12 protein-coding genes, 1 tRNA gene and 1 pseudogene are annotated in these 15,947 nt (G+C 67.5%); 10 read left to right on the forward strand and 4 right to left on the reverse strand.

Translation table 11 applies throughout. The features are described 5' to 3' along the window. Positions 1-372: 372 nt before the first annotated feature. Positions 373-498, reverse strand: a pseudogene (locus U3653_RS28470) (response regulator); the annotation flags it as partial. Between the two features lie 79 nt (positions 499-577). Here U3653_RS28470 and U3653_RS28475 point away from each other — a divergent pair. Next, entirely contained in the window at positions 578-1,813 is a 1,236-nt protein-coding gene (locus U3653_RS28475; RefSeq protein ID WP_435406596.1) for a DNA polymerase III subunit delta', read from the forward strand. A gap of 63 nt (positions 1,814-1,876) precedes the next feature. Then, a tRNA-Thr gene (locus U3653_RS28480) sits at positions 1,877-1,949 on the forward strand. Positions 1,950-2,389: 440 nt separating this feature from the next. Here the strand turns inward: U3653_RS28480 and U3653_RS28485 are convergent. From U3653_RS28485 to U3653_RS28495, 3 genes are all read right to left on the reverse strand, one after another. Then, the gene (locus U3653_RS28485; protein ID WP_195077979.1) at positions 2,390-2,737 is read right to left on the reverse strand and encodes a DoxX family protein; all 348 of its coding nucleotides are present in this window, start codon (positions 2,735-2,737) and stop codon (positions 2,390-2,392) included. Between the two features lie 466 nt (positions 2,738-3,203). Continuing rightward, the gene (locus U3653_RS28490; protein WP_435406594.1) at positions 3,204-3,875 is read right to left on the reverse strand and encodes a chymotrypsin family serine protease; all 672 of its coding nucleotides are present in this window, start codon (positions 3,873-3,875) and stop codon (positions 3,204-3,206) included. A gap of 658 nt (positions 3,876-4,533) precedes the next feature. Next, positions 4,534-5,289 carry a ZIP family metal transporter gene (locus U3653_RS28495; protein WP_195077981.1) on the reverse strand — a complete coding sequence of 252 codons (756 nt, stop codon included), beginning with the start codon at positions 5,287-5,289 and terminating at the stop codon, positions 4,534-4,536. Between the two features lie 516 nt (positions 5,290-5,805). Here U3653_RS28495 and U3653_RS28500 point away from each other — a divergent pair. The 8 genes from U3653_RS28500 (at position 5,806) to U3653_RS28535 (ending at position 15,885) form a co-directional block, all read left to right on the forward strand. After that, a complete protein-coding gene (locus U3653_RS28500) occupies positions 5,806-6,615 on the forward strand; it encodes an alpha/beta fold hydrolase (protein WP_195077982.1) in 810 nt (269 codons plus the stop codon). Continuing rightward, positions 6,612-7,871 carry a PP2C family protein-serine/threonine phosphatase gene (locus U3653_RS28505; protein ID WP_195077983.1) on the forward strand — a complete coding sequence of 420 codons (1,260 nt, stop codon included), beginning with the start codon at positions 6,612-6,614 and terminating at the stop codon, positions 7,869-7,871. Before U3653_RS28500 ends, U3653_RS28505 begins: the two co-directional genes overlap by 4 nt. A gap of 69 nt (positions 7,872-7,940) precedes the next feature. After that, positions 7,941-8,975 carry a small ribosomal subunit Rsm22 family protein gene (locus tag U3653_RS28510; protein ID WP_195077984.1) on the forward strand — a complete coding sequence of 345 codons (1,035 nt, stop codon included), beginning with the start codon at positions 7,941-7,943 and terminating at the stop codon, positions 8,973-8,975. Between the two features lie 669 nt (positions 8,976-9,644). Continuing rightward, positions 9,645-11,045 carry a cytochrome P450 gene (locus tag U3653_RS28515; RefSeq protein ID WP_324722486.1) on the forward strand — a complete coding sequence of 467 codons (1,401 nt, stop codon included), beginning with the start codon at positions 9,645-9,647 and terminating at the stop codon, positions 11,043-11,045. 67 nt (positions 11,046-11,112) lie between these two features. Then, positions 11,113-12,459 carry an ATP-binding protein gene (locus U3653_RS28520; RefSeq protein ID WP_195077987.1) on the forward strand — a complete coding sequence of 449 codons (1,347 nt, stop codon included), beginning with the start codon at positions 11,113-11,115 and terminating at the stop codon, positions 12,457-12,459. After that, positions 12,456-12,848, forward strand: coding sequence for an nSTAND1 domain-containing NTPase (locus tag U3653_RS28525; RefSeq protein ID WP_195077988.1), 393 nt, complete (start codon positions 12,456-12,458; stop codon positions 12,846-12,848). The genes U3653_RS28520 and U3653_RS28525 overlap by 4 nt, the downstream gene beginning before the upstream one ends. Before the next feature lie 603 nt (positions 12,849-13,451). Next, positions 13,452-15,077 (forward strand): MFS transporter, encoded by a 1,626-nt coding sequence (locus U3653_RS28530; protein WP_323124570.1) that lies wholly within the window; start codon positions 13,452-13,454, stop codon positions 15,075-15,077. 145 nt (positions 15,078-15,222) lie between these two features. Then, positions 15,223-15,885: a hypothetical protein gene (locus tag U3653_RS28535; protein ID WP_195077989.1), complete on the forward strand. Its 663-nt coding sequence runs from the start codon at positions 15,223-15,225 to the stop codon at positions 15,883-15,885. Positions 15,886-15,947 lie beyond the last annotated feature (62 nt).

Raw genomic sequence — 15,947 nt, forward strand, 5'->3', positions numbered from 1 at the left:
ATCGATTCCCCGATTCGAACCGAGCCTGTCGGTGCATCGGCGCGAACCGCCGCATATGTGGCCGAGCGTGTGCTCGGCTCGGGCGGGCATGGACCTGCTGGGTCACCTTGGTCGTCGCCGCGGCGTGCGGCGGCGCGCTGACCCTCACGCTGGTGCCGCGGCTGCTGCGCGAGTCGGCAACCGGCGCGGAAACCGCGGAGTCCCCTGACGTCGCGTCCGTCCACAGCGGCGGCCTCGACGCCACGCCACCGGAACACAGCGGGAAACGCGCTTCGTCCCGGCACGACAGCGTGCCGATCGGGGCCGGCGCGGAGTCCACCGCGCGGCCGCAGGGCCGCGACCAGGTTTCCCGCCCCCATGCCCCGACCCACCTCGAAGGCAGGCCGAGCCGTCGAGGACGGGCATGCGGATGTCCATCAGCACCACGTCGGGACGCAGACAGCGGGTCATCCGCACGGCCTGCTCGCCGTTGTCCGCCTCTGGCCCGCCGATCTCGATGATCAGTGGAGGGCCGCGCACCATCCCTGCCGAGCTGCGCGTGCTGGCGACCCGGCGGGCGCACAAGCGGGCCCTGGAGATGTCGGCCGGGGCGGCTAGGGTGTACGCCGTGGCGGGAGTCTTCGATCGGTTGGTCGGCCAGGAGGCGGTCGAGTCCGAGCTGACGGCTGCCGCCGTCGCGGCCCGCGCCGGTGTGGTCGAGGGCGCGATGACGCATTCGTGGTTGTTCACCGGCCCGCCCGGGTCGGGCAGATCCGTCGCCGCGCTGTGTTTCGCGGCGGCGCTGCAGTGCACCGACCCGGCCACGCCGGGGTGCGGCAGGTGTCACGCCTGCACCACGACCATGGCCGGCACGCACGGCGACGTCCGCCGGGTGGTGCCCGAGGGGCTGAGCATCAGTACCAAGGAGATGCGCGAGATCGTGCAGGTCGCCTCGCGCAGGCCGAGCACCGGGCGCTGGCAGGTGGTGGTCATCGAGGATGCCGACCGCTTGACCGAGGCGGCGGGCAATGTGCTGCTCAAGGTGGTCGAGGAGCCGCCGGACCGGACGGTCTTCCTGCTCTGCGCGCCCTCGGTCGACCCCGAGGACATCTCGATTACGCTGCGCTCCCGCTGCAGGCATGTGCACCTGGTGACGCCGTCGGTGGCCGCCATCGCGCGGGTGCTGCGGGAGCGTGACAACCTCGACGAGAAGACCGCGGCATGGGCCGCGTCCATCAGCGGCGGGCATGTCGGCCGTGCCCGCAGGCTCGCCACCGACGAGGAGGCGCGAGCCCGCAGGCAGCGGGCCCTGGCCTTGGTCACGGCCGTCGGGAAGCCCGGTGCGGCCTACGCCGCCGCCGACGAGCTGGTGCGCGCGGCCGACGACGAGGCCAAGCAGATGAGCGCGGTCCGCGACGAACGTGAGCGCGAGGAACTCGCCACCGCGCTCGGCGCGGGCGGCACCGGCAAGGGCGCGGCCAGCGCCACCCGCGGCTCCGCGGGCGTGCTCAAGGACCTCGAGCGGCGGCAGAAATCCCGCGCCACCCGCACCGGCCGCGACGCCCTCGATCGCGCCCTGATCGACGTCGCGGGCGTCTATCGCGACGCGCTCGCGGTGCGGTTCGGGGCCACCCGGCTCGGCTCCGGCGTAGCGCTCACCCACCCCGACCTGACCGACGAGATCCACGATCTGGCCGACCGCATGCGCCCGGAGGGCCTGCTGAAGTCCATCGAGGCCGTTCTCGCCTGTCGCACCGCGCTCGACCAGAACGTCAAACCCCGTTTCGCCCTCGCCGCCATGGCCGCCGCCCTCATCGCAGCCCGCGCACAATGACCGTGACCACCCGTTTTCGCGATCGGGCGGAAGAGACGATAGACTGCCCTGGCCGAAAGGCACGCCGCCTTAGCTCAGTCGGTAGAGCGCTTCACTCGTAATGAAAAGGTCGGGGGTTCGATTCCCCCAGGCGGCTCAATCAAACAGCCAGGTCACGGTGGTTCCGGCCGCCTGGTACGGACCTGGTGTCGGCACCGTGGTCATCAACCGCGACGTACCTTCCGACGACCCGGAAAGTGCACACGGCCGCTGCACCTGCTTGCCGCGTCGTCTACAGGCTGCTTTTACTCCCGCGATCCCGACGGTAAGCGCCGTCAGTCCTCGGAGACGTTCAACGCGTAGGCCGGTGGCCCAAGGGTGGGCCGAGTTCGTCGGCAAGGTCGACGTCGCGGAGGCGCTGAAGATGCGTCAAGCCAGACGCGCCACCGGTTTCGATGATTGCTTCGTACCCGTGGTGACCTCGTCTATGCCTACGGTGGGGCAGTTCGGCGGGACCATCGGGCTCGCGCGCGGATATACACGCCGGACCCCGCGCCGGTCCACCGGGACCCGGTTCGCGGGGTGCCGTCGTCTTCCTTACGCGGTGACGCCCAGCCCCAGCGCGATCGCGACCGGAATCAAGTACAGCATCGGAAACGCCACGGTCTTGTACGAGCGGGCCCGCAGCACAGTGATCACCGCGCCTGCGAAGTAAAGGATCAGGCCGATGGCCGCGGCGACTCCGACCGCGGGAACGAAGAGGCCGACGAGCAACCCGAGCGCTCCGGCGGCCTTGGCCAATCCCAATGGGGTCCACCACGATTGCGGCACACCGTATTCCACCAGCGGGTCCACGACGAACGCTGCCCGCCGCAGCAGCGAGAACGCCGAGAAGCCGACCCAGGCGGCAGCGGCGATGGTGACGACGACATATGCGGTGCTCATGGCGATTTCCCGGTTTCTCGGTGGTTCGGATGGGTTCGCCTCGATGACGACACAGCGCGTCGGGGTGTGACATCGAGCGGTCGATGATCTCGCCGATTCGCCCGCTGACATCGGCGGCCGCCGCCGGGAGGGTGCTCGCCAGTTCGAAGTGCTCGAGCACTGAGTTCAGGTCACCATCGAAGTCGGCGACGACGCCTGGGCGGCGTTCGCACTGACACACGAGGTCCGGAACAAGCCCGAGCACGGACGACGCTGGAACCTATCCGTCGCTCGCTGAGCAGGGTTCGTCGCTCACTCTTTCCGCACATCGGCGAGGGCATCCTGCACGGAGGCCGCAGACCGTTGCCGCCGCTGACCGTGTATCCCGCGCATGCGCGGTCCTCGATTTCCGAACGGGTCCACGCTGAAACCGGGCGCATAGCGTGGTCGAACACGCCCGCAGGCCCGCATTGCTCGGCGATGCAGTTCAGATGGGCCGGAATCCGGCGCCTATGTCGTTGCGGGCGTCGATGTCGGTGAGGATGGCGTTGATGTCGGTTCCCACTTCGGGTCCGAGACAACCCATGCCCAAGTAGGCGTTGACCATTCCGACCAGGGTCGAACCGATCACCACCGGCGCGCCGGAGTCGCCTTTGAGCACGCACATCTGGGTCCAGGTGTCCCGGCTGTCGCCCATCATGTCGCCCCAGGCGACACCGCAGGTTTGGCCGGTGGTCCGGCCCTTCTTGCAGACGATGTCGGGGAACTGCGCGGGAGCGCCGAGATTCTCGATGCGAAACCCACCGACGTCCCGGGCCGGAGCCACTCGCGTGGCGTCGAAGTCGATGACGGCGTAGTCCAGTTCGTGATCGGCGTAGACGAACCGTCCGAGCACCCCGTAGCTGGGATAGGTGACGGACGTGACGCGCGCTCCCGGTTCACCGCAATGGCCCGCCGTCAGACCTACCAATCGGCCTGCCGCGTCGTAGCCGATGGTGGTGAGCGTGCATTCGGCTTCGTCGTCGATCACGATGCCGGACCCACCGCCGATCGGCGGCGGCGGTAACTGCGGAACACCGGCCGCGGTGCCTGCGCCGACCGAGACGGGGCCGCAAGCCAGTGCCGCCGCGGTGATAACCTTCATCCACGCACCAGCCATCGTTCCTCCCATCGGGTCGAGCCCAGTTCCGGCGACACGACTCCAGCCGTGCCCGACGAACTCGGCACCGCATTGTCATCGATCGCGGAACCCCTTCGGCAACAGGGGGTTCCGCGCGTTGCTTGTTCGGGCTACCCATACCTGCGCGAGGGAAACGGGGCGTCGGCCATACTGCCCCAGCGGTCGGCAGACTCCGCTGTGTCGTAGGGCCTAGGCCGCCGGCGAACCGGCTGGCGACCGGAAGGCGTCGGTGCACCCCCTCGGCGCACTTGACGGAAGCAATCGCCGGTCGAGTCGGTGCGGCGATATCACGAGTAAGGAAGAATCTTCGACGTCGCCGAGATCGCCGCGGCCAGCAACGCTGTGGCCGCGGCTGCGGTGCCGGCGGAGCCGGTGAGGGCGGTGATGCCAAAGGAGAGAACCAAGCAGGTGAACAGGGCCAGGACTGCGGTTCCCCACTCCGCCCCTGCGATTCGGGTTGGTCGGTTTCGCATCGCTGTCATAACGGTCAGCTACCCGCCAGCATTCAAATGAAACCGTCACCGGACACCACCTCGACGACGCGGGGCCGGCGGACGTGAGGTCGGCGTGTTCGTCGGGTCACCACGGCGAGTCGATCCCGCCGGGCGGCGTCGGGGCGGAGAATCGTGCTCAGCGGTTATCGCTCGAGTTGCGACAGGCTGAACGCGGTGAGGAATCCGGCCACCGTGATCAGTCCGACCCACAGGTGGGCGTGTTCGAATGCTTCGGGGATCATGGTGTCGGCGATCATGGACAGGATCGCGCCACCGGCCAGGGCGGTGATCGCGGCGAGCACGGCAGGCTGGGCGCCGCCGAGCAGTCCGTAGCCCGACATCGCGGCCACCGCGCTGATGATCGCGATCCCGCCCCAGAGGGTGAACACATAGCGCCGGGAACGGCCTCCTCGGCGCATTCCCGCCGCGCTGGACAGGCCTTCGGGGATGTTGCTGATGAACACCGCGGCTACGGTCACCATGCTGACGGCTCCGCCGCCGAGCAGGCTGGTGCCGATGACGATGGACTCAGGGACGCCATCGAGCAGCGCGCCCAAGGCGATGGCGGTGCCGGAGCCGGATTGTTCGGATTCGCTGGGCTGCTGATCTCCGGAGCGTTTGCGGTGCCGGGCGCCGCGGCGCGCCAAAGCTAGGTTCGCCAGGGTGTAGCTCACCGCCCCGGTCACCGCGCCGAGTGCCGTAGGTGCCAGCCCTGCGCGTTCGTGAGCCTCGGCGATCAGTTCGAACGACACCGCCGACAGGAGCACTCCGCTACCGAAACCCATGATGCTGGCGATGATCTTCGTCGGGATGCGCGCGAAATAGCCGACCAAAGCTCCTGCCAGCAAGGCGGATCCGGCCAGAAGCCCCCAGCCACCCGCAGCCCACAACCCTGACACCGAAGATCCCTCTCCTCCGCCGCCGAACGTCCAACCGATGCCGACGATCGCGCTGATTCCTCTTCGGAGCTACCCGCACCGGCGAGACGGAAACGAGATGTCGATCCAGCTCGTGTGTACACGGCAGCCCGATGAACGAGAACTCGGGGAGGGGCCACATTCCGAGGAAGTTGAATTCGGCACAGCGAAGCCACTTCTCGGCGTCATGGACCGAACCATGATGGGCAGTGTCGGGCTGGGACAGCCAGCTCGCCGATCTGATGGCGTTGCGGTTCGGCCACTTCTCGCGTCCGCTGTTCGAGGGTGGGCGCATGCTCCTGGTCCGGAGTCTCGGTTTTGCCGGTGAAGCCTCGAGGGCAGTGTCCGGCGGCCGGCCGGTGTGACGCCGAGCAGGTAGCGGCTCGCGGTGCGACGGGCCCGGCGTCCTCCGCTGTCGACGGAGGCTCCGCGTCGATGTCACTCACCAGGGCAACCCCGGGGTGAGCGCGCGCGTGGGTTTTCTGCGAAGGTGTCTGTGTGGAGTTATTGAGCAGGAACCATGTGAGCGTGCGCGGCAAGATCGGCGCGCCGGTGGTCGTGCTCGCCCACGGCTTCGGGTGTGACCAGCACATGTGGCGGCTGGTCGTGCCGGTTCTCGAGCGCGACTTCACCGTCGTCCTGTTCGACCACGTGGGCGCGGGCCGCTCGGATCTCTCGGCGTGGACCCCGTCGCGGTATTCCAGCATGGACGGCTACGTGGAGGATGTGCTGGCGCTGCTTCGCGGGCTGGAGTTGGGGCCGGTGGTCTTCGTGGGGCACTCGGTCAGCGCGACGATGGGCGTGCTCGCCGCCGCACGCGAGCCCGCGGCATTCGCCGGACTGGTCCTGGTGACGCCCTCGCCGTGCTTCATCGATGATCCGGTGACCGGGTACCGGGGCGGTTTCAGCGCCGCCGACATCGAGGAACTCCTGGAAGCGCTCGATGCGAACTATCTGGGCTGGTCGGGTGCGATGGCGCCGGTCATCATGGGCAACCCGGACCGTCCGGAGCTGGCCGAAGAACTCACCAACAGTTTCTGTCGCACCGACCCGGAGATCGCGCGCGTGTTCGCCCGGGTCACGTTCCTCTCCGACAACCGGGACGATCTGGACGATGTGGGCGTACCCACGCTGATCCTGCAATGCTCCGCCGACGCCATCGCCCCGCCCGAAGTCGGGGCGTTCGTGCACGAACGGATCCGGGGCAGCCGGCTGGTCACGCTCACCGCGACCGGACACTGCCCCCAGCTCAGTTCTCCCGCCGAGACCGCCGCCGCCATCGCCGCCTTCGCCGCCGAAACCGGATGACGGGCGAGGCGGGCGACCGAGAGGGCGGCAGTGCTCTCGGAGCGGGGACGGACGACGACGCGGTGTTCGCCGCGTTACTGGAGGACAGCGCCGAGGACCTCTACGAGAACGCCCCCTGCGGATACCTCTCCACCTCGCTGGACGGCCGCATCGCCAAAGTGAACGCCACGCTCCTGGACTGGCTCGGCTGGCGGCGCGACGAACTGGTCGGCCGCAAACACTTCTCCGACCTGCTCACCGTGGGTGGTCGCCTCTATCACGAAACCCATTTCGCACCGCTGCTCCGGATGCAGGGCGACATTCGCGGCATCGCCCTCGAGATGAAGACCGCCGACGGTGGCCGACTACCCGTCCTGGTGAGTTCGCACGTCAAAACCGGCGGAGAGGGGCAACCGCTACTGATCCGCACCACCGTCTTCGACGCCCGCGAGCGCCGGGCCTACGAGACGGAGCTGCTGCGGGCACGGCGCGAAGCCGAGCAGGAGCGCGAACGCCTGCAGCGTCTGAACGCCACTTTGCAGACCACTCTGCTGCCACCCGACCTGCCCGAAGTTCCCGGCCTCGAGGTCGCCGCGTACTACCACATCGCCTCCGTCGACGAGGTGGGCGGCGACTTCTACGATCTGTTCCCCATTAGTGCCGACACCTGGGGAATGTTCCTAGGCGACGTCTGCGGCAAGGGAGCCCCCGCCGCCGCACTCACTTCACTGGCCCGGTACACACTGCGCACGGCCACCGCATACACCCATGACCCGGCCGCGGTGCTCGACATGCTCAACGCCACGCTCACCGAGCGACACCACGGGCACAGGCCCCGCTTCTGCACGATCATCTTCGGGCTCATCCGGCCCACACCCGATCGCGAGGGTTGTGACATCACCTTGGCCGGCGGCGGGCACCCGCCCGCGCTGCTCCTGCGTGCCGACGGCGACGTGGAGGAGATGCACACGTGGGGTGGCCAGCTGATCGGGGCCATCCCGCATGCCCACATCGTCACCAGGAGTTTCCGGCTCGAAGTCGGGGACACGCTGCTGCTCTACACGGACGGACTCACCGAAGCTCGCGTCACGGAGAACGGCGGTCGTTACGGCGACCGAGCCCTCGCCGACTTCGCTCGCGCGCTGGCGCCCGTCACGGCCTCCGGCTGCATCGAAGCGATCCGGGAATTGCTCGACTCCTTCGGGCCGGGAGTGGAGGACGACACCGCCCTCCTGGCCCTCCACGCGCTACCTCAGCCCCGGGGCGCCGCGCGCTGAGACGCGGCTGGCGGAGAGGCCGTGCCAGAATGACGGGCCAGCCATCACCGACCGAAGGAGTTTTCTCGGGTGGAACTGCCCGTCGAACTCGTCGAGGCCCTCGACCGGGCATGCGCGGGCGTTCCCCAGCGGCAGCTCGCCGCCTCGGTCGAACGGCTGATCGCGCGGTACCGGGACCCACGCCCGGCAGCGTCGCCGATTCTCGCCTCGACCGCAGACGTCACCGCCTACGCCGCCTATCGCATGCCTGCCACGTGGGCAGCGGTGCGCAGCGCGCTGGAGCGGTTCGCCGACCGAGCGCCCGGCTTCCGACCCGGGACGATGCTCGACATCGGCGGGGGCACCGGCGCGGCGTTGTGGGCAGCGGCCGATCTGTTCCCCTCCTTGGCGGAGGTGACCATTCTCGATCAGGTGGAGGAAGCGCTGCGGCTGGGGCACGAACTCGCGGCCGGCGCTACCACCGCGGCGATGCGCTCCGCCGCGTGGCGGCGCACCTCGTTCGCCGCTCGGGAACCGTTCGGCGCGGCCGACCTCGTCACCATCTCCTACGTGCTGAGCGAACTTTCCGCGGCAGACCAAGCCGACCTGGTGGCTCGGTCGGCCGAGGGGGCGGACGTGGTCGCGATCATCGAGCCTGGAACTCCGGACGGCCACCGCAGAATCCTCGCCGCCCGCGACATCTTGATCGAGGCCGAGCTGACTGTCGTGGCCCCCTGTCCGCATCAGCACGTGTGCCCGCTGGCCGAGGGGACGGACTGGTGCCATTTCAGCACGCGCATCAACCGCACCTCCCTGCACCGGCGGTTGAAGGGCGGCGAACTCGGCCATGAGGACGAGAAGTTCTGCTATGTGATCGCGTCCCGGACCGCGCACGCCCCCGCCCCGGGCCGCATCCTGCGGCATCCGGTCAAACGCAAGGGCTTGGTCACGCTGCAGGTCTGCACGGCCGACGACGGCATGCGGCAAGCTCTCGTCTCCAAGCGACACGGCGCGGCGTATCGCGGGGCAAGAGACGTGGCTTGGGGCGACGCCTGGCCGATATCCCCCCGCGCGGCGGATCGACCGCCAGCGCCCGAAGGAATCGATCAGTCGAAACACCGGTAACCGGGGAATAGAAATTCTCCGAACTGGCCGCTCGGGCAAGCGGAATTTTGAATTCCCGCCCATGAAAAAATTAGCGGCGATAATTCGGATCGCCGAAAGACGCGGCACACTTTTCCTTCCCACCGCTTCCTCCCCGACTCCTTGGTGAACGACACGCCGACTCCCACGGCTGGTGGTTCTCGAGAAGCTTTCTGGACCGAACGGTATGGCGGCCATCGGCGCTTTTCAATAGGAGAGTTCGAACCGAGGACGCCAGCGCAGGTCAACGGTCCGAAAATGCTGTCCGGACCGGACAACCGCCCCGCCGTACGACCACGCTCACCAGCGAGGATGCGCTTGATGTTCCGCATGACGTGATCCGGTCCGGCATCGTGCCCGGTGTCACCGCGCTCCGCTCGCGCGCCGGGCCGCGAGCTCGATGCGCAGGCTCGTCCGCGGCACCATGTCCGGACCGGACGACTTTCCATCGCAACTGGCCTGCGAGAACTCGATAATTCCGGCAGCCGTCATTGAACCACGATCCCGCGCGTGCCATTCTTCCCAGGTACCGATCGATCCTCCTTTCAGAATTGGACTGGTTCACACTATGCGAGATATTGCCACCGCTTGGTTCCTGCGGCTCACCCGAGCGCGGGTCGCTCGGGCTTACCTGTACTACACGTGCGATCAATGGCCGCCCGTTCACTGATCGGGAAGGGGGGCTCCGTCGGAGATCTCGCCGCATTCCGGCGCGATCCGCTGTCCTGGCTCCGGCAGGCTCAGCACACCGGCGGAGACGGCGCCCGGCTCGCCAGCGGGGTCATCGCGGTGTTCGAACCGGACACTGTGCACCGCGTGCTCGCGGAAACGAACACTAACTTCGTCATCGATTCGGGTGGCATCGCCGGAGCACGAGGCCGCGCGGCGCGACTGGCCCGGCTTCCCGCTTGGATGACGGTCCGGCGTGAATTGTGGCGCGGCTTCCGGGCTGACATCGTCGACGCCCACATCGCGCGATCGCCCCACTGGCTCCCCGCGGATCTGGCCGGCCTCGGAACCGAATTGGTCGGAACATGCCGCGATCTCTGCGGCCGGGGGATCGCCGACTTCTGCTTCGGCGGCGATGCGGAAACACAGTCGTTGATCGACGACATACACACTGCCGCCACGAATCTCTTCGCCAGCTCCTATGACACCATCGATCGCGCCGAGGCCCGGGTGCGCTGGCTGCCCAGACCCGCTGCGGCCGCCGCGGATTCGGCCAACCGGGAACTGATGGCGCTGCTGGCCGAATGTATCGGATCGCGTGCGCACTCGCCGCGACCCGCCGCGCCGCGCGACCTGCTCGATGTCCTGCTGCACGACGCCGAACCGAGGTCGAAGGCTCAGATCCTCGCGGTGCTGCGGATGGCGATGTTCGCCGCGCCCGGCGTTCCCGGCGTCGCCCTGTCTTGGCTGCTGCTTCGTCTGGGCACCCACGCGGACATCCGAGCGCGGGTCACCGACGAGCTGGGACGCAGCCGGTTGACCGCCGCGGGCTTGCCGACCGAAGCCGCCTACACACTCTCGGTGATCCGGGAGACACTGCGCCTGCACCCTCCGCAGTGGATTCTCTCGCGCACCGCCGTTCGCCCCACGGAGGTGGCGGGTTTTCGGATGAAACCCGGTCACGAGGTGGTTATGTGCCCATATCTGCTGCACCGAGATCATCGGTACTGGACCGAGCCGGACCACTTCGACCCCGATCGTTGGTCCAGCGGAGCCGCTGGCCAGCGCAGGCACGTCTATCTCCCGTTCGGCTCGGGCACGCGCGTGTGCCCCGGATCCCATCTCGGCACCATCGAGATGGTCCTCGCCGCGCGGCACGTCACCGCCGCCGGAGCCCTCCGGTTACCCCAACTCGCCCAGACCACATCAGAATTCGCCACATTGCTGCAGCCCGGCGGCATCCCGGTGAACCATCGAAGCCGCAGGCAGGAGTCGAGCGAACTGTCCGATCTGACAGAGCGCGGGCACGTCTCACGATCTGTTGCTAGAACTTTCGGAAGAAGAAGGGAACCGACGAGGCTGCTGCCTCGTCCAAAGCTGTAAGACACCAAATTCGGGCACGGGGGCGGAACCGAGTGCCTGTACGAGCGGAACGGGGGCGGTGTTGACCGTGAGGCCAGCAGTTCACTTCAGTGGTGGGAACAATGCGCACTTCGCGCGCGAGGAGTTCGCGCGCAGATTCGCGGCGCTCTACGACGCGGCGGACAGCCCATCACTGCGTAGCGTCGCGATGCGGGCCCAGCGGCGTGCTCAGCAATCCAAGGGCGCGGCACGGCCGGTAACGGTCTCGGCGCAGCGGATCAGCGATTGGAAGGCCGGACGCAACGTTCCAGCGCGATTCGAGACGCTGGCTCCCGTCCTCGTAGAACTCGGCGAGCGCGTGCGGCGTCGTACGGGCGCATCCATCGAATTGCTGAGTATGCCGAGCTGGCGAGCGCTGTGGTCGATGGCCCGATCGCCGGTCGTCGAACAGACCGGGACACCCGAGACCGTCCCGTATCCGGGCCTCGACCCGTATCGGTCCTCGGTCACACCTCTTGCGGGGCGGGCTCGTGCCGTCGAGCAATTGGTCGGACTGGTGCAGGGGCCCGGCAGGTACCTCGCACTCGTCGGCGCCTCCGGGGTAGGCAAAACGTCACTGCTGCGGGCGGGACTGCTGCCCGCGCTGCAGTCGACGGCGCCGAATCGGCAAGCCGTGCTGCTGAGTCCCGGTGCGAATCCGATCCGGTCACTGATCGAAGCATCCGACCATGGGAACGTCGACCGCGTTTACGACGCCCTGCTCGAGCGAATGAAACCGAGCCGAAATGGCCGCCCCCTCATCATCATTGATCAGTTCGAGGACCTGTTCACCGATCGCTCGGATCCGCAGCAGGTGTCTCATTTCCTCGCCGTACTGCACAAGATCTCCGAGATGGCGCAGATTCTGCTGGTGATCCGCGCCGACGCCGTCGCGGCCTGCACCGGCGATCCGGTCCTGGCCGAGGCGATCGAGCACAACAGCCTCACCTTGGATTCGCTCGGCCCGCAGGACATCGCTTCGGCGATCACCGACCCGGCACGCGCCCACGGCGTCACCGTCCAGCCGGGTGTGGCGGAATTGCTGCAGTCAACGCTGATCGACCGGCTTCCGCCGCACCACGCGCACCCGGGATTCGCCGAGCCCGGCGCCGTGCCGCTGCTCTCGATGACCTTGCGCGCACTCTGGTCGACCCGCGAGAAGAACACGTTGACCGTGGCAGGGCTCGCCCGGATCGGCGGCGTGGCGGGCATCGTGGAACGCATGGCCGAAACGGCCTGGGACATGCTTTCCGATCAGGAGAAGACCGACTCCCGGCAACTGCTGCTCCACCTGGTCACGGTCCACACCGACGGCAGCGTTGTGCGCCGCTTCCTACCGCACATGGAGCTGGACCGGGTCGCCGCCAGGACGCCGTCCGGCTCCTCGCACGATTGACCCGAGCCCGGATTCTCACCGTCGACGACCGATCCACCCATCTCGCGCACAATCTGCTCCTCACCTGGCGCAGGCTGAGCACCTGGATCTCCGACGAGAAGGCCGCGCTGATCTGGCGCAGGCGGACCGAATTCGACGCCGCCGAATGGGAATCGTCCGGTCGCGATCCGGCGCTCCTGTACCGCGGTGGCCGCCTGGTGACCGCGCTGCGCCACGCGGACCCGACCTTGGCCATCTCGGCAACCGAGTTCCTCGACGAGTCGATCAGGTTCGAACGAGACTCCGCCGCGACCATCGTGGCGTATCTCCGGGGAAGGGGCCGACATGACACCCCGGCAACAGGCCTCGATTTCCGGCTCGACAACACGCACTCTTCTATGACCGCGTGACCGCTTCGATGCGGCCCCCCGGCCGCGGAACAAGGCGGTCTGCTCAGCCCATAGCGGGCTTTCGACCCGGACGATGCCGATACTCCCGCCCGTGAGCTGGAAACTGCTGACATCTGGGCGGGATCGCTGTTGGATGGCAAGCCGGCGACCTGCTCGGCTCCGACGATGGATGTGGTCGGGGCCGCCAGCGCAGCGTGACGCGCAGGAGAGGCTGGGGGTGCGACCTTGGCCGCCGATCCCCTGACGCCTGAATACGCCATGTCGCTCAACGGGTTCCGCGTGGTGTCAGCAGTGGGAAGACCGATGCCGGGCTTTAATGCGCCGCCAGTTAGTGGCACAATTTACAACGATCCAATAGCTACGTAAATCGGGCGTAACCATGTTCCGCTCAGGCCGTTGAGGAGCGATACCAGTGCGGATGTCGAGACGCGATTCCCGCTCACGACCGCGCTGTGCTGGGGCTTTCGCGTTCCGGGCGCCGGGTTCGGCCCACTGGTCGAGGTCACCCTGGGGCGAGGTGATCCCCGCGCGGCGTTCGGGCAGGGGCGTCCCGCAGGCCCCGCGGCGGTCCGGCCTTCTTCTGAAATCGAGGTGGTCCGTCAAGTGCTGGAAACACAAACCAAGGTCGTGCGAAGTCTGGTGCCCGCCCGAATGGACCGGCTTCCGTGGACCAAGTTCCACTGGCTCATCGTCGTCGGGCTCGGCGTCTCCTGGATCCTGGACGGAATCGAGATCCAGATCGTCAGCAGCATGGGCGGGCCGCTGCAAGACGTCGAGGCGCTGCATCTGACGTCCGGGCAGGTCGGTGCGATGGCCTCGTGGTATCTGGCCGGTCAGGTCGTCGGCGCCTTGGTGTTCGGCAGGCTCACCGACCGGCTCGGTCGCAAGAAACTGTTCATCCTGACCCTGGCGATCTATCTGATCGGCAGCGGGTTGGCCGGTTTCTCGTGGAACGCGTGGTCGTTGTATCTGTTCCGCTTCATCGCGGGCACCGGAATCGGTGGCGAATACACGGCGATCAATTCCGCGATCGACGAGATCATGCCGTCCAGGTATCGGGGCAGGGTGGACATCGCGATCAACGGCACCTATTGGGGTGGCGCGGCATTGGGAGCGGCGGCGAGCCTGATCCTGTTCAACGAGAATTTCATCCCGACCGGCTGGGGATGGCGGATCGGATTCTTCATCGGGCCCGTCCTCGGCTTCATCATCATCTTCCTGCGCAGGCACATCCCGGAGAGCCCGCGCTGGCTGCTCACGCACGGGCGGGCCGAGGAAGCGGAGCGGACCGTCGATGAGATCGAAGCGCAGGTGCGCAGCCAGGGAATCGAACTCCCTCCGGTCGACGAGAGCAAAGCCTTGGACATCGTGGACGCGGATCGGCTGTCCTACCTGCAGATGGCCAGGATCTTCTTCGGCCGGTACCCATCGCGTTCCTTCCTCGGCTTCACGATGATGGCCACGCAGGCATTTCTCTACAACGCCATATTCTTCACCGTCGGCTTGGTGCTGATCAATTTCTACGACGTGCCGTCCGATCACACGGGATACTATTTCTTCCCGTTCGCCGTCGGTAATCTGATCGGTCCTTTGGTGCTCGGCCCGCTCTTCGACAGCATCGGCCGCAGGAAGATGATCTGCGCTACCTATCTCGGCTCGGGTTTCCTGCTCTTCATTTCCGCTTGGGCATTCAACGCAGGCATCCTGAACGCCGTCACCCAGACTCTCTTCTGGTGCGTCATCTTCTTCTTCGCCTCCGCGGGGGCATCGTCTGCCTACCTCACGGTGAGCGAGATCTTCCCGCTCGAATTGCGCGGCCAAGCCATCTCGTTCTTCTTCGCCATCGCGCAGGGCGCGGGCGGGGTCGTCGCACCGTTCCTCTTCGGCCACCTGGTCGGTGGCGCCGACAACCCGAGTCCCGACCGGTTCCCGCTCACGGTGGGATACCTCATCGGCGCCGGGTTCATGATCTTCGGTGGTCTGGTCGCCTGGTTCTTCGGAGTGAACGCCGAAGGTCAGTCCTTGGAAGACATCGCGGATCCGCTGTCGGTGGCGAAACCGGAGGCGACGACTCCCGGCTTGGCCGTCGACGCCGAGGCGGGCGGCGACACCTTGACGGCTCCGGAGACAGCCACTCGCCGGCAACCGGCCGCACGGCAGCCCGCTGCCGTGGTCAGCGAGCCGTTGTCCGACGGCGCACCATGTACCGATTCGGTCAAGGGGGACTAGCGAGATGGTGCAGCCAACTCCTTGGCGAGCGAGTCGTGACCGGCAGCAACAGGCAGCCTCGACGAGCCGCTCGCCGGGCGATACTCGAAAACGCCGGGTCGACGTCGCCAAACTTCGGGCGCGGCTGCCGAAACTCCGGGCCAGGATGCCGCGACTGCGAGCCAAGGCGCCGCAATTCCGGGCAGCGCTGCGACCGCTGGCTCTACTGCTCCGGGACAACTGGGGCTATCTGGGCGCCGCGGCTGGGAGCGTCGTCACGTTCACCCTCCTGTTCAAGCCGTGGCTCGCCACCGGAGGACCGGACGGCACGATCTGGAGCAATGCCTTCGGGCAAACCCATATCACCACTACGCTCGTCGGCCTCTGGTCGAAGAACCCGCCTGCTCACTCCAACCTGAGCGGCAAGTGGGCCGTTCTCGCCACAATCGCGATCTTCTTGACCGTCCTGGCCGCGCTGGCCAATCTCTGGGCGCGCACCGAGGCGTTGGCTCGTTTGACGACCGGCTCGGCGGTGGCGGTCGCGCTTTTCATCGCTTTCACGCTGATCTATCTCAACGGGGCTGGACCGGAGTTGCGCTCCATGATCGGCTCCGGCCCGCCCACCGACCTCGGCACCCAGGTCGGCTACGTGATCCGATGGGCTTCGGGCAACGGGCAATATCCGCTGCCAGGGCTTCGAAAGGTCGAGTTCTCGACCGCGAAACTCACCGGCACCGCGCTGCTGGCGGGAGCGACGGCGATGTTCTCGGCCGTCGCGGCTGTCGCGCAGTGGGTCCGGAGCATGAAGGCGCGCCGCGCCGCCGGCTGAGAGACGATCCGCATCGCGTCGCGGCCTGAGTACATGGGTCGCCACGTGCGGGGGCCGGCGGC

It is taken from the genome of Nocardia implantans (assembly GCF_035544775.1).
Classification (GTDB): Bacteria; Actinomycetota; Actinomycetes; order Mycobacteriales; family Mycobacteriaceae; genus Nocardia; species Nocardia implantans.